The sequence below is a fragment of the Actinacidiphila sp. bgisy144 genome, from assembly GCF_057708105.1.
In genome coordinates this window covers 25,060-51,833 of sequence record NZ_JBYIRM010000047.1, presented here as the reverse complement: position 1 = coordinate 51,833, position 26,774 = coordinate 25,060, and the positions used below count along the sequence as shown (strand labels likewise).

At 75.9% G+C, this 26,774-nt stretch carries 21 protein-coding genes; 10 read left to right on the top strand and 11 right to left on the bottom strand.

Translation table 11 applies throughout. The features are described from left to right. Positions 1-157: 157 nt before the first annotated feature. The gene (locus tag AC3EVP_RS34355) at positions 158-634 is read right to left on the bottom strand and encodes a GNAT family N-acetyltransferase (protein WP_435137028.1); all 477 of its coding nucleotides are present in this window, start codon (positions 632-634) and stop codon (positions 158-160) included. 54 nt (positions 635-688) lie between these two features. Next, positions 689-1,585, bottom strand: a complete 897-nt coding sequence (locus AC3EVP_RS34350; protein ID WP_435137025.1) for an aminoglycoside phosphotransferase family protein — start codon at positions 1,583-1,585, stop codon at positions 689-691. A gap of 634 nt (positions 1,586-2,219) precedes the next feature. Here AC3EVP_RS34350 and AC3EVP_RS34345 point away from each other — a divergent pair. From AC3EVP_RS34345 to AC3EVP_RS34325, 5 genes are all read left to right on the top strand, one after another. Continuing rightward, complete coding sequence (locus AC3EVP_RS34345) at positions 2,220-2,486, top strand: hypothetical protein (RefSeq protein ID WP_435137023.1); 267 nt, start codon at positions 2,220-2,222, stop codon at positions 2,484-2,486. 299 nt (positions 2,487-2,785) lie between these two features. Beyond that, on the top strand, positions 2,786-4,042 hold the full coding sequence (locus AC3EVP_RS34340; RefSeq protein WP_435137020.1) for a hypothetical protein: 1,257 nt from the start codon (positions 2,786-2,788) through the stop codon (positions 4,040-4,042). 97 nt (positions 4,043-4,139) lie between these two features. Further along, positions 4,140-5,081 carry a dihydrodipicolinate synthase family protein gene (locus tag AC3EVP_RS34335; protein WP_335980237.1) on the top strand — a complete coding sequence of 314 codons (942 nt, stop codon included), beginning with the start codon at positions 4,140-4,142 and terminating at the stop codon, positions 5,079-5,081. A 271-nt stretch (positions 5,082-5,352) separates the two neighbouring features. Then, on the top strand, positions 5,353-6,210 hold the full coding sequence (locus AC3EVP_RS34330; RefSeq protein ID WP_435137016.1) for an LmeA family phospholipid-binding protein: 858 nt from the start codon (positions 5,353-5,355) through the stop codon (positions 6,208-6,210). A 116-nt stretch (positions 6,211-6,326) separates the two neighbouring features. Further along, on the top strand, positions 6,327-7,142 hold the full coding sequence (locus tag AC3EVP_RS34325; RefSeq protein ID WP_335980229.1) for an SAM-dependent methyltransferase: 816 nt from the start codon (positions 6,327-6,329) through the stop codon (positions 7,140-7,142). Positions 7,143-7,170: 28 nt separating this feature from the next. On the opposite strand, the gene AC3EVP_RS34320 is transcribed toward AC3EVP_RS34325, so the two are convergent. From AC3EVP_RS34320 to AC3EVP_RS34310, 3 genes are all read right to left on the bottom strand, one after another. Further along, a complete protein-coding gene (locus AC3EVP_RS34320; RefSeq protein ID WP_435137012.1) occupies positions 7,171-8,073 on the bottom strand; it encodes a helix-turn-helix domain-containing protein in 903 nt (300 codons plus the stop codon). Between the two features lie 146 nt (positions 8,074-8,219). Then, the gene (locus AC3EVP_RS34315) at positions 8,220-8,456 is read right to left on the bottom strand and encodes a DUF397 domain-containing protein (protein WP_335980226.1); all 237 of its coding nucleotides are present in this window, start codon (positions 8,454-8,456) and stop codon (positions 8,220-8,222) included. Between the two features lie 343 nt (positions 8,457-8,799). Continuing rightward, the gene (locus AC3EVP_RS34310; RefSeq protein ID WP_435137008.1) at positions 8,800-13,209 is read right to left on the bottom strand and encodes an NB-ARC domain-containing protein; all 4,410 of its coding nucleotides are present in this window, start codon (positions 13,207-13,209) and stop codon (positions 8,800-8,802) included. Between the two features lie 197 nt (positions 13,210-13,406). Between AC3EVP_RS34310 and AC3EVP_RS34305 the strand changes: the two genes are divergently transcribed. Then, entirely contained in the window at positions 13,407-13,568 is a 162-nt protein-coding gene (locus tag AC3EVP_RS34305) for a hypothetical protein (RefSeq protein WP_435137005.1), read from the top strand. Between the two features lie 141 nt (positions 13,569-13,709). Here AC3EVP_RS34305 and AC3EVP_RS34300 read toward each other — a convergent pair whose 3' ends face one another. After that, positions 13,710-15,917, bottom strand: coding sequence for an alpha-galactosidase (locus AC3EVP_RS34300; RefSeq protein WP_435137002.1), 2,208 nt, complete (start codon positions 15,915-15,917; stop codon positions 13,710-13,712). A 329-nt stretch (positions 15,918-16,246) separates the two neighbouring features. Between AC3EVP_RS34300 and AC3EVP_RS34295 the strand changes: the two genes are divergently transcribed. After that, positions 16,247-17,422: an ROK family transcriptional regulator gene (locus AC3EVP_RS34295; protein ID WP_435136999.1), complete on the top strand. Its 1,176-nt coding sequence runs from the start codon at positions 16,247-16,249 to the stop codon at positions 17,420-17,422. Positions 17,423-17,441: 19 nt separating this feature from the next. Here AC3EVP_RS34295 and AC3EVP_RS34290 read toward each other — a convergent pair whose 3' ends face one another. Both AC3EVP_RS34290 and AC3EVP_RS34285 read right to left on the bottom strand, forming a co-directional pair. After that, entirely contained in the window at positions 17,442-17,897 is a 456-nt protein-coding gene (locus tag AC3EVP_RS34290) for an ASCH domain-containing protein (protein WP_335980213.1), read from the bottom strand. A 53-nt stretch (positions 17,898-17,950) separates the two neighbouring features. After that, positions 17,951-18,682: a winged helix-turn-helix domain-containing protein gene (locus tag AC3EVP_RS34285; RefSeq protein ID WP_435136995.1), complete on the bottom strand. Its 732-nt coding sequence runs from the start codon at positions 18,680-18,682 to the stop codon at positions 17,951-17,953. 260 nt (positions 18,683-18,942) lie between these two features. Here AC3EVP_RS34285 and AC3EVP_RS34280 point away from each other — a divergent pair, with 260 nt between their 5' ends. Next, entirely contained in the window at positions 18,943-21,270 is a 2,328-nt protein-coding gene (locus AC3EVP_RS34280) for a hypothetical protein (RefSeq protein ID WP_488179845.1), read from the top strand. Beyond that, positions 21,267-22,568, top strand: a complete 1,302-nt coding sequence (locus tag AC3EVP_RS34275; RefSeq protein ID WP_435136989.1) for a S53 family peptidase — start codon at positions 21,267-21,269, stop codon at positions 22,566-22,568. The genes AC3EVP_RS34280 and AC3EVP_RS34275 overlap by 4 nt, the downstream gene beginning before the upstream one ends. Before the next feature lie 77 nt (positions 22,569-22,645). Here AC3EVP_RS34275 and AC3EVP_RS34270 read toward each other — a convergent pair whose 3' ends face one another. Continuing rightward, positions 22,646-23,089, bottom strand: coding sequence for a universal stress protein (locus AC3EVP_RS34270; protein ID WP_435136986.1), 444 nt, complete (start codon positions 23,087-23,089; stop codon positions 22,646-22,648). Positions 23,090-23,322: 233 nt separating this feature from the next. Here AC3EVP_RS34270 and AC3EVP_RS34265 point away from each other — a divergent pair, with 233 nt between their 5' ends. Next, a complete protein-coding gene (locus AC3EVP_RS34265) occupies positions 23,323-24,564 on the top strand; it encodes an AfsR/SARP family transcriptional regulator (RefSeq protein WP_435136983.1) in 1,242 nt (413 codons plus the stop codon). Positions 24,565-24,594: 30 nt separating this feature from the next. Here AC3EVP_RS34265 and AC3EVP_RS34260 read toward each other — a convergent pair whose 3' ends face one another. Further along, positions 24,595-25,851, bottom strand: a complete 1,257-nt coding sequence (locus AC3EVP_RS34260; protein WP_435136980.1) for a M20 family metallopeptidase — start codon at positions 25,849-25,851, stop codon at positions 24,595-24,597. Beyond that, positions 25,848-26,690: a trimeric intracellular cation channel family protein gene (locus AC3EVP_RS34255; protein WP_435136977.1), complete on the bottom strand. Its 843-nt coding sequence runs from the start codon at positions 26,688-26,690 to the stop codon at positions 25,848-25,850. The genes AC3EVP_RS34260 and AC3EVP_RS34255 overlap by 4 nt, the downstream gene beginning before the upstream one ends. Positions 26,691-26,774: the final 84 nt, after the last annotated feature.

The following is a 26,774-nucleotide window of genomic DNA, read 5'->3' as shown; positions in this document are numbered from 1 at the left end:
GCCTGTCGTTTGGATCTCCGCGGCGTCGCGTCGCCCGGCACGCACATCTGCTGCGTTCTCGTCGGGCACCGACGCTCCGCGTCGACTCCCTCCTCCGCCTTGCAGTTGCACGCACCGGACCCCGCTCCTTCTTCCACGGAGATCCAAACGACAGGCCCTAGCCGGCGAGGACGAGGAGGACCTCGTCGATCTCCTCGCCGCGCGCGTTCGCGTTGCCGCGGTCGGTGCCGGTCACCGCGAAGCCGCACTTCTCCAGCACCCGGACCGACCCGGCGTTGTCCGCGGCGGCGCGGGCGTGCAGCGGGCGGTCGGGCACCTCGGCGAGCAGCGCGCGCAGTGCGGCGGTGGCCGCGCCGCGGCCCCAGTGCTCCCGGCCGATCCAGTACGTGACCTCGCGCTCCTGCGGCGGCCCGAACACCGCCACGTGTCCCAGCACCCGGCCGTCGGCGGCGGCCACCGTGCGCTGCACCGCCTGCGGGTCCGCCCGCACCCGCGCCCAGTGCTCCTCAAACCGGCCGCGGTCCGCCGGGTCCTGCGCGGTGAACGCCGCCATCCACACCGCCTCCGGGTCCGCCATCTGCGCGAAGAAGACCGGCAGGTCGCCGTCCTCCATCGCCCGCAGCACCACGTCCATCGCGCACCCTCCCCGTTTGCCGTCCGCCGTACGGCGGCGCCCCCGGCCCGTACACTACGCCACCGCGCCGCGCCCCAGCACCGCGTCGAGGGTGCGGCTGCCGACCGCGGCCATCAGCGGGTTGTCCGCGGAGTGCGCGAGGAAGACCAGGGCCAGCGCCAGTGCCCACCCCCGCGCCCTGGTCCAGGTGGCGTCGTCGGCCCGCCCGTACGCCGCCCGCAACCCCGCGCGGCCCGGGGCGGACAGCAGCATCCAGGCCACGGACAGGTCGGTGGCCGGGTCGCCGGAGGTGAGGTCGCCGAAGTCGATCACGGCGCTGACCCGGCCCCGGTCGACCAGGATGTTCGCCGGGTGCAGGTCGCCGTGCAGCCACACCGGCGGGCCGTCCCACACGGGCGCGGCCAGCGCCCGCCGCCACACCCGCAGCGCCGCCTCGGCCGCCACCGGGTCGGCCAGGTGGGGCAGTTGGGCCACGAGGTTCTCGGTGCGGCCGGCCAGCGGGATGCCGCGCGCCGCGTTGGCGGGGGCGTCGGGCGGCGCGGGCCGGTGCAGGGCGGCCAGGAAGCCGCCGAGGGCGAGCGCGGTCTCTCCTTCGTCGGCCGGGGATGTCCGCGCCGCGGTCTCCCCGGGCAGGTAGGGCACCACGCTCCACGCCCACGGGTAGCCGCGGCCGGGGCGCCCGGTGCGCACCGGCGCCGGGACCGGCAGCGGCAGCCGGCCGGCGAGGCCGGGCAGCCAGCGCTGCTCGCTCAGTACGAGTCCGGCGGCCGCCGCCCGGCGCGGCAGCCGCACCAGGTGCTCGCGGCCGAGCCGGCAGACCATGTTGTCCCAGCCGTTGGCCGGCGCCCCGAGGTCGAGCCCGGCCAGGTCGGGATGCTGGTCGGCGAGCAACTGCCGTACCAGCTCCCGGGAGATCGCGGTCTCGGCGGCGGGCATCGGCTGGGCGTCCACGGCCCCATCGTAGGGGCGGCGACACCTGCCAGGCCGCGCCGCAGGGCGGCTTGCCACTGCCGGCCTCCGGGCAGGTGGCGGTCTCCGAACAGGCGCCGGTCTGCGGGCACGTGTCGGCCTCCGAGCAGGCGCCGGTCTGCGGGCACGTGCCGGCCTCCGGGCTTGTGTCGGCCTCCGGGCGCCTCCGGGCGGGGCGGCCGCGGTCGGGTATCGACGTGACGCCGGCGCACACCCGGGGCGCGGAGCCGACGTCGCCGTGGGCGGCCGACGCCTGCGCCGTTGTCGCGCCGTAAACGGCCGACGCCTGCGCCGTTGCCGCGCCGGCCACCAGCGCCACGAGCGCCCCGGGCGCCGTGCACACGGTGCTCACCGGCGAGCCAGCGCCACCCGTGCGCCGGGCAGGTGGCCTCCTGCGGTCGCCGTCGGCCGCGGCCGCCCTCGCGGCGCGGGACGCGCGCACGGCCGCGCCCGTTTTCCCACGAAAGGGGGCCGCCGTTGCTTTTCGGCCACGCCGTAAGAGCCCACCGCTGAGGATCGGCGGCGGCCGGGGCGCGGCAGCAAGGGCTGGCGGCGTGACGGGGCGGCGCCCCCACCCTAATCGCACAGTCGTTCGAACATGTGCCAGAATCCAGCCATGCCCCACTCCTTCCCCGACGACCTCGTCCAGGCGCAGCACGACTGGTACACCACCTACCGCGAGTTGGCGGCAGGCGCGGGCGCGCGTACGACCGTGTTGCGCCGCCGCCTGGTCCGGCTGTCCGTCCGGATCAGCGCGCACCCTTTCTGGGCCACCCTCCCCGGCACCGCGCCCGCCGCCCGGATGGAGCTGAAGCAGCTGACGTGGGACGCCCGGCCCCCGCACCGCGCGCCCCAGCACCGCGCCCCCGACCAGACCCCCTGACGCCGGGCTCCGGCCCGGCCGCGCGCGCCCACGTCCGCCCGCCCGCCCGCGTCCACGCCCCGCGCCCCGTAGCCCGTCCCCGCACCCCGTCCCCCACCGCCCGCACCCACCCCGCGCGCACCTCACACCGCACCCCCACCCACCCCATCCGCCCCAGCCGCCGCCCCTTCGCCCGGATTGCGGAGAGCGCTCTCACCACGCCTTGACACGGCGCGTCCCGACCCCGCAGGGTACGGACCCTAGAGAGCGCTCTCAGCGTCACCGCAGCCGCCCGGCCGTCGGACAGAGGTAGGTCTCGTATGACTTCACGCAGCGCCGCAGGATGCGAGGCGCCCGCGGCCGCGGGCGGGGCGGCGGGCCTGGTCGGGGAGGCGCTGCGGCGCCGTGCGGCCGTGGCCGGTGCGCCCCCGGCCGTCTACCGGCCGCCGCTCGCCGAGCCCGACTTCGGCCCGGACGTCCGGGTGGTCGGCCCGGGGACGCCGGCGCGGCAGGTGCGGGCGGCGCTGGAGGAAGGCGGGGGTGGGCGCGTCGTGCTGTTCGGGCCCGGCCGGTACGCCATGGACGTACGGCTCGGCCCGCACACGTCGGTCGTCGGGCTCGGCGCGCACCCGGAGGACGTCACGATCGACGGCGCCGTGCGGGTCGCGGGTGCGCCTGACCGGTGGGAGGGGGCCGGGTCCGGGTCCCCCACCGGGCCGCTGCACCGGGTGCGGGTGCGCGGCCGGGTGCTGCCCGCCGCGGCGGAGGACGCCGCGGAAGAGGACGCCGCGGAAGAGGACGCCGCAGCGGAGGACGGTACGGCTGGGAGCGGTCCGGACGGGCGCCGGCTCCCCGTCGGCGTCGAGGGGTGGGAGCAGGAGCCGGCCGGCGGGCCGCGCCGCGGGCGGCCGTTCCTGTACGCCGCCGAGGGCGGCCACTACCGGGTGTTCCTGCCGGGTCTGCGGCAGGCGGCGGCGGGCGCGGACCGGGCGGCGGGCGGCGCGCCGGGCTGCTCGGTGCCGCTGGACCGCTTCTACGTGGCCCGGCCGGCGGACTCGGCGCGCGCGCTGAACCGGGCGCTGTCGCAGGGCCGCCACCTGCTGCTGACGCCCGGCGGGTACGACCTCGCGGACACCGTCCGGGTCAAGTGGGCCGGCACGGTGGTGCTGGGGCTGGGGCCGGTGGTGCTCCGCCCGCGCCCGGGTGTGGCGTCGATGACGGTCGCGGACGCGCGCGGGGTGCGGATCGCGGGGCTGGTGTTCGACACGTTCGACGCGTTCGACGCAGTGCCCGACGGCCCGCCCGCGGCGCTTGAGGTCGGTGCCCGGCGGGGCGGCCGGAGCGACCCGCGCGATCCGGCGTCGGTGCAGGACGTGTACTTCCGGACGGCGGGGGCGTACGGGGCGGGCGGCGCGCTGGTCGTGCGCAGCGAGGGGGTGCTGCTCGACCGCGTCGGTGTGTGGCGCACCGGCTCGGGCCGCGCGGACGGTGCGCACGGCGGTGCGGTGTCCGGGGCCGTACCCGGCGGTGGCGGTGGTCAGCGGCTGGTCACCGCGGGCGGCCCGGCGGCGCGCTGAACCGGAGCGGTTCGCACCGTACGCCCCCTGCCACGCGGGCCGGCCGCCTCCGTACGATGGCCGGACCGGCCGGACCGACAGACCCGGGGAGGCCACGGTGGACGTCCTCACCGCCCAGTCCCTGCGCGGCATCTGGGCACCGACGCTGCTGCCGCTCGACGCGGACGACGCGATCGACTTCGACCGCCTCGACGAGGCGCTGGCGGCGGTGCTCGGCTCGGGCGTGCACGGCGTCTACACCAACGGCACCGCGGGCGAGTTCCACACCCTCGACGAGGGCGAGTACGACCGCCTGCACGCGCTGGTGGCCGCGCGCTGCACCGCGGCCGGGGTGCCCTTCCAACTCGGCGCGAGCCATCCCGCGGGGCGGCTGTCGCTGGACCGGGTCCGCCGCGCGGCGGCGCTGCGGCCGGGCGCGATCCAGGTGGTGCTGCCGGACTGGCTGCCGCTGCGGCCCGACGAGGCGCTGGCCGCGCTGCACGGGCTGGCGGCGGCCGCGGGCGGGGTGCCGCTGGTGCTGTACAACCCGCCGTACGCCAAGACGCAGCTCACCCCGGAGCTGCTGGCGCGGATCGCCGAACAGCTGCCCCAGGTCATCGGGTTGAAGGTGCCCGCGGTGGACGTCGCGCGCGGCCTCACCGACCGCTTCGCGGTGTTCGTGGCCGGCCACACCCTGGCGACGGGCCGCCGCGGCGGCGCGGCCGGGTCGTACTCCAACGTGGCCTGCATGAGCCCGGCGGGCGCGGTCCGCTGGTACGACCGGATGTCCGCGGACCCCGCGGGCGCGGCCGGCACGCAGGAGCGGCTGCGGGGCTTCCTCGACCGCCATGTGGCGCCGCTGGCGGCCGCCGGCTACAGCGACCCCGCGCTGGACAAGGCGCTGTGCGCGGTGGGGGGTTGGTGCCGCACCGGCACCCGGGTCCGCTGGCCCCACCGCTGGCTGCCCCCGCGGGAGGTACCGCCGCTGCGCGCCGCCGCGCTCGCCGCCGTGCCCGACCTCCTCGCCGACCCGCTCGGCGCGGCCCCGGGGAAGGGATGAGGGCCGATGACGGCCGAGCCCCGCGTGCTGCCGTTCCGCGCGGCTGCCGCCGGGCACGAGGTGGGCCGCCCCCTTGTCGGACACGGCCTAAGCTGAGCGGCATGCCCGCCAGGTCCGTCGATGCCGTGTCGCGCGCTGCCGTGCGCGTCCTGCCCGCGGGGCCGCGCACCGCCCGGCGCGCCGTCGGCCCGGCGGGGCCCGGCGCGGCCAGACTGCTGCCGGGGGCACCGGCCCCGCACGCCCGACTCCCCCGGATCGGAAGCACCGACGCATGACGCCCAGCGACCAGCCCCAGCGCGCGACCGACGGCATATCCGGCGCGGCCGACGCGCCCTCCGGTGGACCCGCAGGTGAATCCGCGGGTGAGGACGGCCGCCGGCCCGGCGCCGGGTCCTGGCGGCGCTTGGTGCGGGGGCGGCGCCGGCCGTGGGTCGTGGCCACTGCCGTGATCGCCGGGCTCGCGGTGCTCGCCGCGAGCGCCGACCTGCTCATCGCGCACACCGCGCGGGAGCGCATCGCCCGGGCGGCGAGCTGCCGGCTCAAGCCGGTCGGCCGGGTGTCGGCGGAGCTGTCGGGGAGCCTGGCGGGGCTGCGGATACTGACCGGGCACGTCGGCACCGTACGCATCCGCGCCGAGGACGTGGAGCGCGACGACATGGACCTGACCGTCACCGCCGAGCTGCACCAGGTGACCACCAAGGGCGCCATGAGCGGCGGCAGCGCTACGGCCACCCTGGCCTACGACGAGTTGGGCAAGCAGCTCACCCGGGGCGGTGCGGGTCTGCGCCCGGGGCCCGACGGCCACGGCGGCCTGGTGCTGACCGGCACCGTCGTCGGCATCCCGCTGCCGGTGACCGTGCACACCTCGATCAGGACCGGCAGGGACTCGGTGACCGTCACGCCGACCGATGTGGACGTCCTGGGCCGGAACATCCCGGTGGCGCAGGCGCGGAAGGGCAAGGGCGGCTCCGGGCTCGCCGCGCAGCTCGCGCCGCGCACCGTGAAGGCGCCGCAACTGCCCGCGGGGGTGGTGCTCACCGGTGCCCGGACGAACGCCCAGGGGCTCGCGCTGTCGCTGTCGGTGCCCGCGAGCGTGTCCTCGGGCGGCGCCAAGGGCTGCGCCGCGTAACGGCGTTGCCACTCCACTCGACCGGCCCCGCCGCCGCTGCCTAAGATGTGCGCAGCCACCGGGGGCCGTTCGGCGGACCGGAGTTGCACACGCAGAGCACCGTTGTGAGGGGTCATATGCCAGCCGCAGACGCGTCGTCGAGCACGTCCATCGACATAACGGTGCCCAGTGTCGCCCGCATGTACGACTACCTGCTGGACGGCAAGGACAACTACCCGGCCGACCGCAGCGCGACCGAAGAGCTGCTGGGGCAGGTGCCGAGCATGAAGGTGCTCGCGCTGAACAACCGTCAGTTCCTGCGCCGGGTGGTGCGGGTACTCGCCGAGGACTACGGCATCAAGCAGTTCGTCGACCACGGCTCCGGGCTGCCGACGCAGGACAACGTGCACGAGATCGCGCAGCGCATCCACCCGGACGCGCGGGTCGTCTACGCGGACAACGACCCGATCGTGCTCGCGCACGGCCGGGTGCTGCTGGAGCAGAACGAGAACACCGCCGTCATCCAGGCCGACTTCCGCGACACCGACAGCATATGGGAGAGCGAGGAGGTGCACCGGCTGATCGACCTGGACGAGCCGGTGGCCGCGCTGTTCGTGTCGGTGCTGCACTGCGTGAAGGAGACCGAGGACCCGGCGGGCATGGTGCACCGGGTCCGGGACCGGCTGCCGGCCGGCAGCTTCCTGGTGGTGTGCCAGCTCGTCAGCGACGACCCCGAAGTGCGCAGCGGCGTCAGCGCGTTCATGGACCAGTCGACCGGCGGCAACTGGGGCGAAGTGCGCGAGCCCAGCGTCCTGGAGACGTACCTGGAGGGCACCGAGATCATCGAGCCCGGCCTGGTCGAGGTCTCCACCTGGCGCGCCGACAACGAACTCGCCCTGGTCCAGCCGAGTTACGAGTGGATCGAGTACGGCGGCGTGGGCCGGGTGCGCTGAGGCGGACGGCCGCCCCCGCGCGGGGCGGCTACTCGTACCGCCGCAGCGCCTCTTCGAGCAGCACCCGGCTCTCCGCCGGGGTGGCCGCCAGCGCGCTCAGCTCGTCCAGCGCGGCCCGGTAGCGGTCCACGTCCTCCAACCGGTCGAGGTACATCGCGCTGGTCATGTGCTCCAGGTAGACCATGTCCGGCAGGAAGCCCTGCGCGAAGCGCAGGTAGGTCACGGCCGCGCCCGGGGTGGCGGCGGCGCTCGCCTCGTAGGAGGCGATCTGGAGCCGTACGCCGGGGTGCCGCAACACCTCCAGCAGGTAGTGGAGTTGGTCGCGCATCACCTGTGCGCCGCCGATCGGGCGGTGCAGCACGCCCTCGTCGATGAGCGCCCACAGCACCGGCGCGCCGGGCTCGGTCATCCGCCGCTGCCGCTCCAGCCGCAGCATGACGCGCTGTTCGCGCTCCTCGGCCGACGCGAGGCGGTGGCCGACGAGCACCACGGCCTGTGCGTAGGCGGGCGTCTGGAGCAGGCCGGGCACGAACTGCGTCTCGTAGGTGCGGACGACGTGGGCGTCGCGCTCCAGGCCGATGAGCTGCTGGAGCCAGTCCGGCACTACCTCGCCGTACTGCTGCCACCATTCCGGGCGGGCGGAGCGCTCCACCATGGCGAGGATCTGGCCGCGTTCGGGCTCCTCGACCCGGTAGAGGCTCAACAGGTCTTCCACGTCACGGGACTTGAGGTTGACGTGCGCGGTCTCCATGCGGCTGATCTTCGAGGCGTGCGCGCGGATGTGCCGGCCGGCGTCGCCGGGGCTGATCGCCCTGTTCTCCCGCAGCGCCCGCAGGTAGTTGCCGAGCACGCGGCCCATCGCCGTGGCGCCCATCTCGGGGCGGCGCTCGAAGAGCTGTATCGGCGAGACGGGGTGCGGCGCGGCAGGCATAGGGGCTCCCAACGCAGAGACTGGAAGGGCCATTATTGCACCGGGGTACCGCTGTGGTCTGCCCGTATACCGCGAAGGCCCGGGATGCGCCAGGGAGCATTCCGCTCGTGCGCAACCCGGGCCGCGTGAGGCGGTTCGGGGCGGCGTCAGCCGGTGTACGGGTCGAAGTCGCCGTCCTTGGCGCCCTCGACGAAGGCGGTGATCTCCGCGCGGGTGTAGACCAGCGCGGGTCCGTCCGGGTGCCGGGAGTTGCGCACCGCCACGCTGCCGTCCGGAAGCGCGGCCACCTCCACGCAGTTGCCGCTCGGGTTGCTGCGCCCGCTCTTGACCCAGCGGACCCCGGAGATCGAACTGGCCTGCACACCGTTCTCGAACTGCTGCACCTGGCATCACTCCTACGTCGGTCGGGGCGGCATACGGATACGCTCACGCACCAGGAATCACGGCAGTTGCCGCGGCGACCCGGCGCATGTGCCGCTGCAATTCCCGATGCAATTGCAGCGGCAATTCCTCGACTCACGGTACTGTCGGTGCCGCGCGGTGTCGACACATGCGTGAACGCCCCGAATTCGGGGTAGGGTCAGTGCCGTTTCCGGGAGCTTGCAGCTCAGGGGGCCGCAAAAGCCCAGGTCGCCAACGGTCCGCGCCGGCACGGCAGGTGCACGACCGTACGGGGATCGTGCACCTGCCGTGCGCAGGGCGGCGCCGTCCACCTCAACGCCTGTGCTAGGCCGCTTCGTTCGGACCTGGCGGCGGGTCGGCCGGGTGGCCGTCGGGCCACCAGCGGCGCACGTCGAGCACGGCGGCCAGCAGGGGCGCGGTGAGCTCCGGCCGGCCGTCGAGCGGTAGCCGCGCGATCAGGCCGAGGAGCGCGGACCGGCCGACCGCGGCGGCGTCCGCGACCGCCGCACGCCAGAAGGCGGGCCGGCGTTCGGGCCGGACGGTGGACGCGGCGAGCGCGAGGTCCGCGTGCGCCTCGGCCCGTTCGGAGAAGACGGGGTGGCGGGCGACGACGCCCGCGATCTGGTCGAGGAGCGCGGGGGTCAGGTGCGGCGCGAGGGCGGCAACGGTGTACGGGAAGGACCCGAGCCACCGCCTGTCGGCGGCGCGCCGGCGCAGGAGCCGGCCGACGAGGTCGGCGGCGTCCCGCTCCCCGAGCCAGGGAATGATCCGGACCAGCGTGTAGTGGTCCAGCACGGCCGTCTGCTCACGCAGCCTGCCGGTCACCATCGCCAGCAGTTCGGCGCGCGCGAGGGGCTCGGCGGTCGCGGCGAGCAAGGCGTACGCCTCGGTCTCCCCCTCCGGCGACAGCTTCCGGGCCACCCGCAGCGCCTGCCGCCGGGCCGCGTCGTCAAGGTGCGGCCCGACCGCGTCCAGCGCGCCGAGCAACTGCCCTTCCGCGTCGTCGTGGTACTCCGCGCCGATGTCCTCCTCCGCCAGGCGCTCCAGGGTCTCGGCGACGGCCGGCAGGCACTGCGAGGCGGGCACAAGGGCGAGGAGGCAGCCCAGTTGGGCCAGCCGCCAGACCTGGTTGCCGGGGTCGAGCAGCGCCGCGTACGCGGCGAACGTGCGGTCGGGCGAAGCGGCGCCGGAGCACCGCTCGGCCGCCTCCCGGACCACGTCCAACCCGGGGCAGTACACGGCGTCGACGTGTCCGTGCGGCAGGAGGACCGTGGCCAGTGCCTCGTGCAGCGTCGCGCCCGCCCGGTCCGGGGCGGCCTTCCCGGCGAGCGCGGCGAGGGCGCACGCCCGGTCGCACACGTCGTGGATCGCACGGGCGGCCCCCAGCGCCGCTTCGGCCTGCGCGTCCGACAACCGGCCGGGCCCCGGGGACTGCCGGGACCTGCCGCCGCGGTCGGACGGGCCCGGGCCGAGGGCAGCGAGCAGTTCCCCCGGTGTCGTGGCCCGCGCGAGCACCGGACGCTGGACGCCCTCCCGGTCCCCCCGGTACGCCGCCTCGCGGGCCCGGCGCAGCAGCGCGGCGCGGTCGTCGGGGTCCTGCGCGCGTGCGGCGAGCCGGGCGAGCACGAGCGCCGTAGTCCGGGCGTCCGCCGCCGCGGGAACCGCCCGGGCAGCCGCGCCGAGCGCGGCGGCGTCCAGACGGGGCGCCAACTCGTACAGGAGCGCGGCCAGTTCGTCACCGTCGACCAGCGCGGCGATCTCGCCGAGCATCCGCAGCTGGACCTCGGGCGGCCGGCCGGGGGTCAGCCGCGCCAGCGCCCGCGCCCACACGGCGGGCCGGCGTGACCACGTGTCGGGCCGGCTGCCGCGCCGCGCCGAGGACAGGCAGCCGGCGAGTTCGTCCCGCGTCAGGTGGGGCGCGAGGAGTTCCAGGGTCCCGTCCGACGTACCGTCCGCCAGGACATGGGCCGCCGCCCGGCGCAGGAGCCGGCCGGACGCGAAGGAGGCGCAGGCGGCCACCACGTCCACCGCGGTGGCGGGCGCGGTGCGGAACAGGTCGTCGACGCGCTCCTCCAGCACGGCGGTGCGCTCGGGCTCGGGCAGCGCGCGGACCAGCGCCGTCCAGCGCCGGTGCCGGGTCTCCGGTTTCCCGGCGCGCAGCAACGCGGTCGCCTTCGTGACGAGCGGGTCCCGGCGGGGGCCGGTCAAGCGGGGGATCGAGGCGGCCAGGATGGCGGCCGCGGCGTGCGCGTTGGCCGCGGGCAATTCGCGGTCGACCAGGTCCGTGAGTTCCCCGGGCCCCAGGTAGGGGGCGAGTTCCTCCGCCACCAGGCCGCGCCCGCCCCTGAGTTCCGGCGCGGACCGCTCGGCGGTGAGCCGCCACGCGATCAGCTGCTCCCGGACGTCGGGCGCCGCCACCCGCAGGGCCGCGCGCAGCGCCTGGGTCCGTTCGTGGAAGCCGTCGCCCGTGCGCGCCACCTCCAGGACGTCGCCCAGGAGTTCCGGCAGTGCCGGAAGCGCCGCGTGCAGCACCTCCCGGAAGTGGTGGCGGTCCTCGCCCTGCCGCAGGCCTGCCAGCAGTTCGCGCTGCGCCCGCTCCGGGAACCACGGGCTCGCCGCCGCGAAGACCGCGGCGCGGATCTCCCCGGAGCGCTGCCGGTCGGCGTCGGCCGCCGCCAGCGCGCGCTCCAACAGCGCCTCGCGCGCCGCGTCGTCGACCAGGCCCAGCAGCCGGATCAGCGCGTTGGTCCGCTGGACGGGCGCAGGGATGCGCTCAGCGGCCCGGATCGCGAGCCCGAGGAGGTGGGCGCGCCGGCGCGGCGGCAGTCCCGTCGCCGCGGCCAGCCGCCGGTACGCCTCGGAGCGCTGCACCGGGTCGGGCATGAGGCCGGTGTATGCCTCCGCCTGCCGGAACGTCCAGACGCCCTGCCGCACCAGGGCTACCAGGAGGGCGGCGGGCACGGTGGCCGCACGGGTCACGATCGAGCTGCGGATCAGCTCGTAGCGGATCTCCAGGGCCATCCCGGCGTCCTGGCCGGCGCCGGGATCGGCGCGGTCGGTCGCGGACGCGGCGAGGCCGCGCGCGCGTTCGAGGTCGGCGAGGTACTCGCGGACGAGGCCCGCGCGGTCGTGGGCGGCGAACCAGGTGTTGGTGCCGCCGTGCGCACCGGACGCGGCGGCCAGCAGCCGGTGCAGCAGGTCCGCCCGGCCGGCCGCCGCGAAGTGCCCGCCCAGGTGCACCAGGGCGTACCGGTCCAGGTCGTCGGCCGGGACCGGGTGGGCGAGGCCGGGCAGCCCCTTGTCGAGTCCGCCCCAGCGCCGGGCCAGGTCGGCGGCGAGGCGGTCGTGGAGCTCCGCCCGCCGCCGCCGTGCCGCGTGGCAGGAGTGGTCCTGGAGCAGGTCGTGCTGGAGGACCGTCCCGTCCTCGGGGCGGTGGGTCAGCAGGCAGCGGCGCGCGAGCAGTTCGACGGCGGAAAGCACATCGGCGTCGTCCAGTCCGCGGTGCCGCCACACCAGTTCCACGGCCGCGACCGGTACCGGCCCGCGTGCGGCGAAGACCGCGAGGTCCTCGTAGCAGGCCCGGACCACCTCCGGCAGGGCGTCGGTGCTCGCCCTGATCGCGGCCGTCAGCGAGCCGTGCCGGTAGTCGAGGAACTGTTTGACCAGCGCGTCCGGGCGCGGCCGGTCGAGCGCGTCCGCCAGTCCGGTCCAGCTGCGGCCCTCGGCGGCCATCGCCCCGCAGATCGCCAGTGCCAGCGGCAGCCCGCGGCAGTGGCCGAGCACCTGGCCGGCCGCGCCGGGCAGTTCGTCCGGTGCGACCCGCGCGTAGGCCGCGAGCAGGTGCCGGGCGGGCTCGGCCGGCAGTGTCTCCACCAGGATCGGGCGGCAGCTGTGCGGCACCGTCTCCAGGTCGCGGGTGGTGGTCAGCAGGGCGCTGCCGGGGCCGAAGACGTCCAGTGCCAGGAGCTGTTCGGCCGAGGTGACGTTGTCGACGACCACGAGGCAGTCGAGGGTGCGGAGCCGGTCGCGCAGGGCCGGCAGTCCGGCCGCGGGATCGGCGCCGGTGGCGGGCTCGTCCAGCGCGGCGAGCAGTTCGCCCCGGCAGGCGTCGGCGGACCGGCCGTCAGCCGGCAGCCACAGGACGCCGTCCCGGAACCGCCGCGCGACCCGGGGGTCGAGGGCCACCGCCCGGGCGAGCACCGACTTGCCCGCGCCGCCCATGCCGACGAGCGCCACCACGGGGGTGCGGGGCGGCGGTTCGGCCCCGGGGTCCGCGGCGCCCACCGCGGCAACGGCCCGTTCGTGCAGGTCGAGGCGGGCGAGGTACTCCGCCGGGAGATGGAGCCGGGGGTCGGCCGGGGCGCGGGCGGGGTCCGGGCCGGCGGTGCGCGGGCGCCGCCCGGCGCGGGCGGCCCGCCACAGGCGCTCCCACGACGCACGCGGCCGCCGCCGGAAGCCCGGGGTGTGCCGTTCGGCGCGCTCGGCGAGGAAGTCGAGGACCGGGGCCAGCGTCTCGAACGACCGGGGGACGTAAGTGCCTTCGAGCCAGCCGTACCAGGTCGACTCCGACACGGTCCGGCGCGGGCGCGCAGCGGGCCGGCCCGGAGCGGGCTCACCGGTCCTGCGGTTGACCGCGCGGTCGATCGACGCCCAGCCGGTGCGGCCGGACGCCTCCCACAGGTGGTGCAGGGCGGCCGTCCACGCCTCGGCGCCGGGGGCCGGCCGGTCGTTCACCGGCCGGTTCCCGGGTCGTGCGGACCCCGGACCGGACCCGGGCCGCGGGAGCCGGAGTGCCGGCTGCCGGCCTGGCGGGCGCCCGGAACGCTCCGGGTCGGCCCGCCCGGGCCCGGCGGCCAGGCGGCGTGTCGGGCCTGATGGGGCCCGAGCGCTCCGCACCCGCGTGGGCGCCGGCCGACCACGGGAGGCACACCGTGCACGTACCGGACCGATCCCGCTTCAGCTTCCGCTTCCGCTTCCGCCGCTTCGGACGCCGCCTGGGCGGCCTCGCCGTCCAGGCCGCCGTGTACGGCGCCGCGACCGCCGCCGGTTCGGGCGCGGTCGAACTCGCCGTCAGGGTGCTCGCGCACCGGTGACCGGGGCGGGCCGTCCTCCGGCCCGCACAACGTCCAGACCGACACATCTCCCCCAAGGTCCCGCCCTCACGGTAGCGTTTCGCGCGCGCCGCGGGGCGGCCTTGGCACATCGCCGGGCGCCCGTGCCCCGGCCGGGGCCGGTCACGCCGCCCGGCGCACCTCGAGGAGCAGCGCCTGGCCCGGGTTGAGGGTCGGCAGCGGCACGCCCGCCTCGGCGAGCACCGCGCCCGGCAGCCGTACCCAGCCCGCCAGCGCCTCGGTGAGCCAGGCCGGGCCGCCGGTCTGGTGCAGCGACGGCAGCCCGAGCTCGGTGCGCACCCGCACCTCGTAGCTCCCGTCGGCGGCGAGCCCGGGCAACTGCACCCGGCCGTACTGCGCTTCGGTGGACGTCGCGGTGCGCGCCCAGCAGTACAGCGCCGCGGAACCGTCGTACGCCACGACGCCGTGCAGCAGCCGCGCCTCCCGCTGCGCGTCGCCGGGCCCGGTCAGGTCGGCCCGTACGGTGCGGCCGCCGTGCAGCAGCGGGCGCAGCTCCCGGTACATCGCCGTCCAGGCGGTGATCCGCGCCAGCTCCTCGCCGGTGCAGGACGTCAGGTCCTGCTCGATGCCGGCGTGCCCGAACAGCGCGGTGGCCAGCCGGAAGGAGACGTCCGTCTCGCGGTGCGTGGTGTGCGCCGGCGACGGGCCGAAGTGCGCGCCGACCAGTTCGGGGGGCAGCAGTTGCCCGGTCCAGCGCTGGATCGACTGCCGCTCCACCGGGTCGTTGCAGTCCGAGGCCCAGACGCGGTCGGTGCGCGCGAGCACCCCCAGGTCGACCCGGCCGCCGCCGCTGGCGCAGCTCTCGATCTCCAGCCCGGGGTGCCGCTCCTTGAGGGTGTCCAGCAGCCGGTACAGCGCGCGCACCTGGGCGTGCGCGACCGGGCGGTCCGCCGGGCCGTGCACGGCTTCGTGCAGGTCCCGGTTGTGGTCCCACTTCAGGTACGCGATGCCGTAGGCGGTGACCAGCGTGTCGATGCTGTCCAGCAGGTACGCCCACGCGTCGGGGTTGGTGATGTCCAGGACGTACTGGTTGCGGGAGGTCGGGCCGCGGCCGGCGGCCGGGCCGAGCACCCAGTCCGGGTGCGCACGGGCCAGCTCGGAGTCGGGGTTGACCATCTCCGGCTCGAACCACAGCCCGAACTCCATGCCGCGGGCCCGGACATGGTCCGCCAGCGGGGACAGCCCCCGCGGCCACACCGCCGGGTCCACCTGCCAGTCGCCGAGCCCGGCGTTGTCCGCGCGGCGGCCGAGGAACCAGCCGTCGTCCAGCACGAACCGCTCGACACCGACCTCCGCGGCCTTGTCCACCAGCCGCAGCAGGCGGTCCAGGTCGTGGTCGAAGTAGACGGCCTCCCAGCTGTTGAGGACCAGCGGGCGGGGCCGGGACGGGTGCTGCGGGCGGGCCCGCAGCAGCGTGTGGAAGCGGTCGGCCAGGCCGTCCAGCCCGGCCGCGGACCAGGCGTACCAGCTCACCGGTGTCCGGTAGCTCTCCCCCGGTGCGAGCCGCACCTCACCGGCCCGCAGCAGCTCGCCCCCGCCGAGCGCCGAGGCGTGCACCCCCGCGCCCTCCGGCAACTGCTCCACCAGGAAGCGCTGGTCACCGCTCCAGGCCACGTGCACGGCCCACACCTCGCCGGACCGGAACCCGAAGCCCGGGGTGCCGACCGCCAGCAGATACGGCGAGTCCAGCCCGGGCTTGCCCCGCCGCACCTCCCGTGCGTACGTGCCGTGCGCCAACTCCCGGCGCTGCGGGGACCGTTCACGGCTCCACTTGCCGGTGAAGTCCAGCACCTCGCTCGCCCGGCGCGGCACCGGCAGCAGGGTCACGACCTGCCCCAGGTCGTACGGTGCCGGGTCCGCGTCCACCGCGGCGCGCCGGGTCAGCTCCGCCGACACCCCCAGCACGCCCGACGGCTCCAGCCGGTAGGTCAGCGCGACGTCCACACCCGCGCCGGTGTCGGCCAGCTCGATCCGCACCTCGCCGCCACCGCGGGGGTCCGCGCGGTGCTCCACCCGCGACGTCGCCAGGCGCGGCGCCCCCGCGCCCCCGTCCAGGTGCCCGAAGTGCGCGGGCGTACCCGACCACCCCTCGGCCTCCGTCGGCCACACCGTGAACCGCCGACCGCAGTCGATCGAACTGTTCAGCACCGCGGCCTCACCCGTCAGACTCAGCGCCCCCAACTCCGCGTCCGACAGCTCCCCCAGATCCGCACCCCAGTGCAGCACCCTCGGGACCGGCTCCGTCATCTCCACGACCAAGCTCGTCCCAGCAGCTCGCAACGCGACCACCCGCGCCGATGAGTCAGCCATGCGAGGGCTCCTCCCTGCGATCCAGCACTCCACGACCCCGCGAATCTAACGACCCTTTCCTTCCACCGTCAACATACCCTCCCGCCGGCCAAGAGCCGCGAACACGCCCCGCACCCCGGCCAAGGGCGCGAGCAAGCGCGCGCCCAACAGACCACCGACCCGCCACCCAGCAGCGCACCGCACCCCCGCAAGGGGCGCGAGGAACTGCGCGCCCAGCAGACCACCGGCCAGCAACCCGGCAACGAATCCGCACCCCCCAACGGCGAACCCCCGCAGCGGCCCCCACCCCCGGAGGGATTTCTTGCCGCAGGAAATGTAAGGTGCGGGTCATGCCTCTGGATGGCCAGCCGCCGGCCGCGTCACTGGTGCTGCGCACCCTGCTGCAAGGCCCGCTGACGCGGGCGGAGATCGGACGGCGCACCGGCCTGTCCCCGGGCGCCGTGACGAAAGTAGCGAGCCCGCTGCTGGCGGACGGCTGGCTGACGGAACTGGGCGGCCCGGTCCAGCCGCCGACAGGCGAACGCGCGTCGGGCCGCCCGGCGACCCCCTTGGCGGTGCGCCCGGACCGCGCCCACTTCGTGGGCGTGAAGGTCACCGCGGACGAGCTGATCGGCGTCCTGACCGATCTGACCGCCCGCCCGCTGGCGACCGGACGCACCGACCTGCGCTCGCACGACGTGGTGACGGTGGTCGCCGACCTCGCCCGGCTGGTGGCGCGCCTGCGCGCGGACGGCACGGGCTTCGGCCGAGGCGACGTGCACAGCATCGGCGTCACCCTCGCCGGGGACGTCGACGCCCGCGGCGGCACCGTGCGCTACTCCCCCTTCCTCGACTGGCGCCAGGTCCCGCTCGCCGCGCTGGTCGGCGCCGCCACGGGGATACCGGTGCTGGTCGAGAACGACGTGCGCGCGCTGACGGTGGCCGAGCAGTGGTTCGGCGCGGGCGTCGGCCTCTCCTCGTTCGCCCTGGTCACGGTCGGCGCCGGGATCGGCTGCGGCCTGTCGGTCGGCGGACGGGTGGTGTCCGGGGCGTACGGCGTGTCCGGCGAGCTGGGCCACCTGGCGCTGGGCGGCACCGACCGGGTGTGCACCTGCGGCAACACCGGCTGCGTGGAGGCCGTCGCCTCCTCCCGCGCGATCACCGAGCAGGCGCGGGAGGCGGCCGGCGACCCGGAGCTGAGCATGCCCGGGGCGGTGCGGCTGGCGTACGCCGGTCACCGGGAGGTGCGCGCGGTCTTCGCCCGGGCCGGACGGGCGATGGGGCTGGCGCTCGCCGCGGTCGCCAACCTGGTCGGCCCGCAGCGGATCGTCATCTCGGGCGAGGGCGTGTCCTCCTACGACCTGTACGAGGAGGAGATCCGGCAGACGTTCGCCGCCCGCGCGTTCGGCGCCGCGGCGGACTGCGACCTGCTGGTGCGGCCGCTGCCGTTCGAGGAGTGGGCGCGCGGGGGCGCCGCGGTGGCCGTCCAGCACCTGCTGGCCCCGCCCGCACCCGCGGGCGCGTGAGCGGAAGTCCGGCCCGCCGTCACCGCGCCGGGCGCAGGTCCCGCACGACGCGGAACCGTTCCAGCACCGCCATCGTCGTGTCGTCGACGGTGAACCCGGGGTCCGCCAGCGCCTGGCGCATCTGCGCGCTGTGCCAGAACCGCTCGTGCCCGGCCCGCCAGGAGGCGACGCTGTCGTATCCCTCGCCCTCGTCCCTCGCGTGCGCGAGGTCGACCTCCCCCAGCGGTACGACGCGGACGCCGGTCACCTCGATCACCGCGACGGGCCGGTGCGCGGAGTCGACCACCACCGACCGTTCACCGGCCTTCGGCAGTTCCTCGCCCTCGTGCGCGTAGTCGGCGACGAGCCCGGTCGTGGAGGTCTTGGTGCCGTCGAGGACCGCCGCGACGAGTTGGTCCCGCAGCGGGCCCGGGAAGGCGAACTCGGCCGTGGGCAGCGCCGCGAGGTCGGGGGGCAGGTCGGAGGCGTTCGTCATGCCGTCACATTAGCGGCGGCGCGCCACCGTACGGCCGTGTGACGAGCGCCCGTTCACATCCGGTGGCACAGGCGGTAGCCGGTGCCGCGTACCGTGAGCAGCAGGGTGGGGTTCGCGGGGTCCGGCTCGATCTTGCGGCGCAGCCGCGCCACGCAGGCGTCGACCAGCCGCAGGTCGCCCGGGGTGTGACGGGCGTGACGGTGTCCCCAGACCCGTTCCAGCAGGGTCTGGCGGGGCATCACCCGGCCTTTGCGGGCGGCGAGTGCGAGCAGCAGGCGCGCCTCGGTCGGGGTGAGGCGGACCGTCGTGCCGTCCCGGACCGCGGCGAGGGTCGCGGTGTCGACGGCCAGCGGTCCGAGGTCGAGCACCCCTTCCGAGGGGCGCGGGCGGGGTCCCGGGCGGCGTAACAGGGCGTGGAGCCGTGCTTCGAGGACGCGCGCGCCCACCGGTTTCACGAGATAGTCGGCGGCGCCGTTCTCCAAACCGGTGATGACGTCCTCCGGGTTGCCCCGGGTGGCGAGAATGACCAGCGGCGCGGGATATTCGGCCTGAATTCGACGGCATGTCTCGAAGGTGCCGGAATTCGGTGCCGCGGTGTCGAGGACGACCAGGTCCACCGCGTCGACCGGTTCGCCGAGTCCGCCCCTTCCGCGCGGTTCGCGGGTCCGGTCGGGGCCTGCCGTCTCCCCGTGGGCCGCGGTCACCCGGTGCCCCATGGCGCGCAGTACGGCCACGAGGGAGTCGTCGCAGGTCGCATCGGCCGTGACGAGCAGAAGGTGGTGCACCGGGGTGGCTCCCTGAGCGTGCTGGGGTCGGGTGAGGGCCGTGCCGCACGAGGCTGCCACACCGAAATGACCGGCGGCTGTTACACGGTGACAGCTTGGTCATAAAACTTTCCCCGGGCCGCCCAGCCGAACAAAGCTCCCTGTGAAAGTCCACCTCGACGAAGGAGACACGAGTGCACAGGGACGAATGGCCCGCCGGATGGCCGGAACCGGAAAGAGCGGCCCCTTTACACCAGGTACGCGGCCGGGTTCTGGCCCGTGTGGTGGGAGGCGCTCTCGCGCTGGGGCTGGCGGCGTCGGCCGCGGTCGTGGGCGGTGGTACCGCGCTGGCCGCCTCGGGAGGTTCGGGAGGTTCGGGAGACTCGAAGGCGCTGTCGGCCATGGCCGGCTCCCGTACCCGGGACATCACGCTGGTGACCGGTGACCGGGTCGCCGTGACCACCACCGCCTCCGGCCGGGACGTCCTGGCCGTGCGGCCGGCCTCGCACGCCGCCGGTGCGGGCGCTTTCGCCTCCTTCCAGGACGGCTCCGGCGACCGGTACGTGATCCCTGCGTCCGCCCTGCCGTACGTGGGACGGCAGTTGGACCTTTCCCTGTTCGACGTCAGCGCGCTGGTGAAGGACCCCTCGGCCGCCGACCGGGTGCCGGTGACCGTGTCCTTCACCGCCGCCGCCGGCAGCAGCCCGACCGCCCCGGCCGGGCTGACGCTGACGTCCACCACCCCGGCGCCCGCCGGTGCCCCGGCGGGACGGGGCGTCTCGGCCGGCGGCTACGCCACCGCCGGATCGGGCCGGCAACTGGCGCGGCTGCTCAAGCAGCGGATCGGCGCCGACGTCAAGGCAGGCCGCAGGCCGGGGAGCACTCCGCTGTTCCAGCAGGTGGCCTCGGTCCGCAGGGCCGCAACGACCGGCACGCCCGGCACGACCGGGTCGGCGGGCACGGCTGCGGACGCCCTGCGCGGTGCCACGTCGGACGGCTACAAGCTCGACATCCTCACCCTGGACGCGGAGGACCGCTCCGGCGCGGGGGCCACCGGCGAGGTCCTGCTGACGAACACCGATGACGCGTCCGTGTTCGCGGCCGTGCTTCCGGTCGTCGACGGCGTCGAGAAGGTGGCGGTGCCCGACGGCCACTACAGCGCCGCCATGCTGGTGCCGACGTACGACGCGGCCGGCGCGGTCACCGCCCAGTCCCTGGTCACCCGCTCCGACCTCACCGTGTCCGGCGCCACCACCGAGGACCTGGACGCGCGCACGGCCACGGCGGCGGTGACCGCTGCCACCCCCCGCCCGGCGGTGGCCGACTACCTGAGCGCCAACTGGGCGCGGGTGGACGCCACCGGGCAGACGCCGGTCTCCTACGCCCCGACCGCCTCGGTGACCTCCACCGACGGCACGCCGGTCTACGTCAACCCCCAGCCGGCGGCCGCCGTCGGCGCGGTCGGCTACGACGCACAGTGGTCGGGCCACGCGCCCGACGCCGGCGACTACCGCTACGACCTGGACTCGGCCGCCTCCGACGAGGTCTCCGCCGACCAGCAGATCCACGTCACGAGCGGGCAGCTCGCCGCCGTCGCGGCCCGCTACGACCGCGACCCGGCCAGCCCCGCCGACGGCCAGGTGACCAGCGGAGAACTCACCCAGAACGCTCCCGCCTCGTTCTCCGCCATCGCGACGCAGACCATGCCCGCCCGCGTCACGGACTACCTGAGCACCTTCAACGGAGGGGACTGGCTCCAGGAGTCGTTCACCGGTGACCTGGTCTTCATCGGCGAGCGATCCGTGCTGGCCGGACACGGCTACTCGGTGGACTGGGCACGCGGACCGCTGGCCCTGGGCCTGGGCCAGTACCCGGACACGATCCCGTTCGGGGACTGCGAGGCATGCGTCGCCGGCGGCGACCTGCTGGCTTTCCTGGAGACGACCGACAGCGACGCGGGCCACGTCGGCGACCCCAGCGTCTACGCCGACGCCTCGCCTGTGGACCAGGCCGGCCTCTACCGTGACGGCACCCTGCTGGACAGCGAGGACGGTCCGGGCGTCTACGCCGAGGGCCAGGACACGCCCGGGGGCCGCTACCGGCTCGTCGCCGACCGCGACGCCGGCGCGGAACCGAACGTCAGCCAGTCCACCAGCAGCCACACCGAGTTGACCTTCGGTCTGCCCTCGGCTGCCGACACCGGCTCCGTCCTGCCGGCGAACCTGTCCTGCGCGGGCCAGTCCGACAGCACACCCTGCCTGATCCTGCCGCTGCTGACCGCGCACGACGACCTGGCCACCGACGGCACCGGCACCAGCCACCGCACCGACCAGCGGATGGGCCTGGAGATCGGCCACGTGGCGTACCAGGGCGCCGGCTCGCGGGCCGCGATCACCTCCGCCGCCGTCCAGGTCTCCTTCGACGACGGCCGGACCTGGCAGAACGCGTCCGTCACCGGCTCCGCCGGCCACTACCAGGCCCACTGGACCAATCCGGCCGCCGCCCGGGGCACCAACCCCTCGATCCGGGTGAGCGCCACGGACGCCGACGGCAACACCCTCAGCCAGACGGTCATGCACGCCTACACCGTCGCCACCACCACGTCATGACCGCCGCCCCACCGGACAAGGAGACCGATCCCGGGATGACCACCCGCACCCGCCTGGTCCGTACCCTGCGGACCGCCGCGACCGTCCTGCTGCCCCTCGCCCTGGCGATGTCCGCCGCCGGCACCGTCCAGGCGGCCGTGCCCGCCCCGGCGTCCGGCGCGGCGCGCACGCTGCCGGCCGACGTGCGGAACGCCTGCGCGGCGGTACCGGCCGGGCAGGCCCGCTGCCTGGCGCAGATCCGCACCGACGTCTCCGGGGGCCTGGGCGTGCGAGGGCCCAGGGCCGCCGCGGGAGCCGCCGACGCGGCGCTGCCGGCGGGCTACGGCCCGGCGGACCTGAGGTCCGCCTACGACCTGCCCGCCACCGGCGGAGCCGACCAGACCGTCGCCCTGGTCGACGCCTACGACGACCCCACCGCCGAGGCCGACCTCGCCGTCTACCGCGCCACCTACGGGCTGCCCGCGTGCACCACCGGCAACGGCTGCTTCCGCAAGGTGGACCAGGACGGCGCGGCGAGCCCCCTGCCGCAGTCGGCGGGCACCTCCGGCTGGGCCACCGAGACGGCGCTCGACCTGGACATGGTCTCCGCGGCCTGCCCGCAGTGCCACATCCTGCTGGTCGAGGCCGACGAGCCCACCGAGCAGGACCTCGCCCAGGCCGTGGACTCCGCCGCCGCACTGGGCGCGACCGAGGTGTCCAACAGCTACGGCGGCACGGAACGCAACGGGGACGCCGCCTTCGCCGGGTCCTACAGCCACCCGGGCGTGGCCGTGGTGGCCTCCTCCGGCGACTCCGGGTACGGCGTGCCGTCCGCCCCGGCGGTCTACCCGGGCGTGGTCGCGGTGGGCGGCACCTCCCTGACGCCGGCCGGCAACGCCCGCGGCTGGCAGGAGACCGCGTGGAGCGGTGCGGGCAGCGGCTGCTCCGCCTGGTTCGCGAAGCCGGCCTGGCAGCAGGACACCGACTGCCCGGGCCGTACCGTCGCGGACGTCTCCGCGGTCGCGGACCCGCAGACCGGCCTCGCGACGTACAACACCACCGGAGCGCGGGCGGGGTGGTCCGTGGTGGGCGGCACCAGCGCGGCCGCGCCGTTGATCGCGGGCGTGATCGCCCTGGCCGGGAACCCCTCGGCCTTCTCCGACGCCTCGCGGCTCTACTCCGCCGAGGCGGCCGCCGGCCTCAACGACGTGGTCGCCGGCTCCAACGGCAACTGCGCCGGGGACTACCTGTGCACGGGCGCGGAGGGATACGACGGACCGACCGGCAACGGCACTCCGAACGGCCTGAGCGCCTTCTGACAAGTGCGCGCACACGTGCGGCCCGCCCGGACACCTCCGGGCGGGCCGCACGACCGCTGCCGTACCGCGCGGCGGCGTTACGCCGCTTCGCCCTCGCCGCGGACCAGCAGCACCGACACCGGCGCGACCTTCGCCACGCCGCGGCTCACGCTCGGGTGCAGCAGGCCGGAGATGCCGCTGTAGTGGCCGGGGCCGACCGCGATGAGGTCGCTGCCCAGCTCCTCGGCGCGGTCGATGAGGATCGCCGCCAGCTCCTCGCGCAGGCCCTCGTCGACCTCGCCGTCCGCCGTGATGCCGTCGCCGCGCAGCCGCGCCACGGCCTCGTCCACGACCTGGCGGCTCTCGTCGGTCTCCTCGACCGGGACCACGGTGCTGGCGATGACGCCGCCGATGACCTGGGAGGGCCGTATGTGGATGACCTGGACCTCCGCGCCGGTCAGCTTGGCGAGGGAAGCCACGGCCTCGACCACGGCCGCGCCGTGGGACGTGCCGTCGACGGCGGCGAGGATCTTCTTGTACATGGGTCCAACTTCCTTGTCATACGGGGTCTCGCGGGTCGGCGGGCCCTCCGCTGCATTGAGCGGCCGGGCGCGGTGATCCATTCCCGGAACCGGAGTGGCGTGGGCCACTCTCGCGGGGCCGCCCGATTTCGGCCGCGGGGCTCGACGGCGCGGCGGCCCGCCCCTTGAATGAGAGGAGGCGCCGGGCCGGGCTCGGCCGGGCGGCGCGAGGGTCGAACGACGACGAAGTCGGGATGACGATGGCGGAGATGGGTGCGCTCAAGCGGCGGCGGACGCTGCTGGAGCACGAATGGGCCCGGGTGGTGCCGCAGTTGCGGTCCGCCGGGCGCGGCGCGGCGCCCGCGCCGCCGGTGCGGCCGGAGGTCACCGAGTCGTGGGCGCGCTCGCTGCCGACGGTGGACCCGGGCCTGGAGAGCGCGCCGCCCGCGGCGGGCGGCACCGCGCGCTGGGCGCGCTCCCCGCTGTACCGGCCGGTCACGGAGCTGGCCGGCGAGCTGCTGAGCATCGCCGAGGACGCCGGCTACGTCGCCGCGGTCACCGACGAGGCGGGCACCATCCTGTGGACGTGCGGCGGGCGGGTGATGCGGCGCCGCGCCGAGCGGGTCAACTTCGCGCCGGGCGGGCGCTGGGACGAGGGCGCGATGGGCACCAACGCGCTGTCGCTGGCGCTGCGCAACGGCCACCCCAGCACCGTGTTCTCCGCCGAGCACCTGGTCGCGGCCCTGCACGGCTGGGTCTGCTACTGCGCGCCGATCCACGCCCCGGACGGCCGGGTGCTCGGGGTGCTGGACCTGTCCACCACCTGGGACCGTTCGCACCCGCTGGCGCTGCCGACCGTCCGCACCCTGGCGTCGGCGATCGAGGCGCGGCTGCGGGACGGGGCCGGGCGGGGCCGGGCGCCGGAGCGGGCCCGGCCGGGGGTGGAGCTGCGCTGCCTGGGCGCGGCCCGCGTCACCTCGGCCGGGGCGCCGCTGCGCCTGCCGCCGCGGCAGGTGGAGGTGCTGGCGCTGCTGGCCCTGGAGCCCGGCGGCTTCACCCCGGAGCGGCTGCGGGAGTCGCTGTACGGCGACCGGCCGGTGACCGCGTCCACGTTCAAGGCCGAGGTGTCCCGGCTGCGGCACGCGCTGGACGGCGCGGTCGCCACGCGGACGTACGCGCTGACCGCGCCGGTGGTGTGCGACGCCGTCGAGGTGCTGGCGGCGCTGGGCCGCGGTGACACCGGTACGGCGGTGGAGCACTACCGGGGGCCGCTGCTGCCGCTGTCGGAGGCGCCGGGGGTGGTGGCCTGGCGCGGGCACCTGGAGGTGGGGGTGCGGGAGGCGGTGCTCGCCTCGGCCGACCCGCGGTTCGCGCTGCGCTACGGCGAGCGGGCGCCGTACGACACGCAGGTGCACGAGCACGCGCTGCGGCTGCTCGGCCCGGGCGATGTGCGGCGCGGCATCGCGGTGAGCCGGGTCGAGGCGTCCCGCCGCTGACCGCCCGGACCCCGGCCGCTCCCGCCGCCCTTACCCGGCGAGCCAGGCGAGGGCCGCCACCGCCATGGCGCTCACGCCGGTGTCGAGGGTCGGCTGGATCACGGGCGCGAAGGCCGGGCTGTGGTTGACCGGGATGTCCGCGGCGGTGGTGCCCTCCCGCACGGCCCGCTCGTACCGTTCGGGGTCGGTGCAGCCGACGCCCCAGTAGGTGAAGGGCACGCCGAACGCCTTCGGGATCTCGCTCATGTCCTCGCTGGCGGTCTGCCGGTCCAAGGTCCGCGCGCTGTCGCCGAAGTACGCGCTGAACGCCGCCGCGACGCGCCGGGTGGGGGCCTCGTCGTTGACGGTGGGCGGGAAGGCGGCGGTCTTCTCGATCTCCGGTTCCCGCGGCGCCCCCGACGCCTGGCACTCGGCCCGGACGATCCGCTCGACGGCGTCCAGCACCCGGGCGCGGGTGGCGTCGTCGTACGTGCGGACGTTGAGCTGGAGGACGGCGCGGTCCGGGATGACGTTGGGGCCGCTGCCGGCGTGGATGCTGCCCACGGTGAGCACGACCGGGTCGGTGGCGGCCACCTCCCGCGAGACGACGGTCTGCAACCGTACGACGATCATCGCAGCCATCACCACCGGGTCCACCGCGGCCTGCGGCATCGAGCCGTGCGCGCCGCGGCCGTACACGGTCACGCGCAGGCTGTCCGCGGCCGACAGCACCGAGCCGGCGCGCGTGCCGACGTAGCCGGCCGGGTAGGGCAGGACGTGCTGGGCGAGCACCACGTCGGGCCGGGGCGCGAGGTCGGTCAGGCCGTCGGCGACCATGGCGTCGGCGCCGTCGCCGTTCTCCTCCGAGGGCTGGAAGAGCGCCACGAAGGTGCCGCGCCAGGCGTCCTTGGCCCCGGCCAGCAGGCGGGCACAGCCGACCAGGCACGTGACGTGCATGTCGTGGCCGCAGGCGTGCATCACCGGCTGGTCGGTGCCGTCGGCGCCGGGCACGGTGGCGGTGGAGGCGTAGGGCAGCCCGGTCTGCTCGCGCACCGGCAGGGCGTCCATGTCGGCGCGGGCCATGACGACCGGGCCGTCGCCGTTGGCGAGCACCGCGACCACCCCGGTGCCGCCGACGCCTTCGGTGACCTGGTAGCCGCAGTCGCGCAGCGCCTCGGCGGCCTTGGCGGCGGTCCGCCGCTCGTGCAGGCCGAGTTCGGGGTGGCGGTGCAGGTCGCGGTAGAGGTCCTCCAGGTCGGGGCGGGCGCTGTCCAGGCCGGCGAGTACCGCGCGGGAGGGGTCGCTCATGGGTGCTCCTCAGCTCCTCGGTCCTGGCCGTTCTCGCCGTCCTGGTCTTCCGCGCCGTTCGCGCCGTTCGCGCCGTTCTCGCCGCCTTGGCCGTCCCGGCCGTTCCTGCCGTCCGGGCCGTTCCCGTCGCCGCCGGTGCCGCGGGGGTCGCGCCGTACCAGTGCGGCCAGTCTGGCCTGGGGTCGCCAGTCCGGTCCACGGGGCAGGTTCCAGCCGTAGTACACGGCGCTGAGCCGGAAGACCAGGGCCAGCGCGACGCCCACGCAGATCCCGACCGTGGGGGCTCCGAGGTAGGCGCAGACCACGGTGACCGCGGCGACCAGCAGCGCGACGGTGGCGTACAGGCCGTTGCCGCCGAAGACCGCGGGCACCCGGCCGAGGATGACGTCCCGCAGCGCGCCGCCGCCGACCGCGGTGACGGTGCCCAGCATGATCGCCGGGAGCCAGCCGAGGCCCGCCGACAGGGTCCGGTTGGCGCCGGCCACCGCCCAGAACCCGATCACCGCGGCGTCCAGCGCGGTGAACAGCCGGCCCCAGGAGTGCTCGCTGAGCGGGATCAGGAAGGCGGCGAGGGCGCCGCCGAGGGCGACCGCGACGTAGGTGTAGTCGGTCAGCGCGATCGGGGTGCCGTGCTGGAGGAGCACATCCCTGATCAGGCCGCCGCCGAGCCCGGAGACGAGGCCGACGACCACGAACCCGAACAGGTCCAGGCCCGCGGAGCGGGCGACGGCGCCGCCCAGCAGCGCACAGGAGCAGACCCCGGCGAGGTCGAGGTAGCGCGTGACGGTGTCGATCCCGGCCGGGACCGACAAGGCCGATATAACGGACGGGCTGGGCATGCGGCGAGCATAGACGGAAGTGGGGGCGGCCGCCCGGGGTGAGGGGCCCGCGCCGATCGCGCCAACCTTTCGCCAACCTCCGGC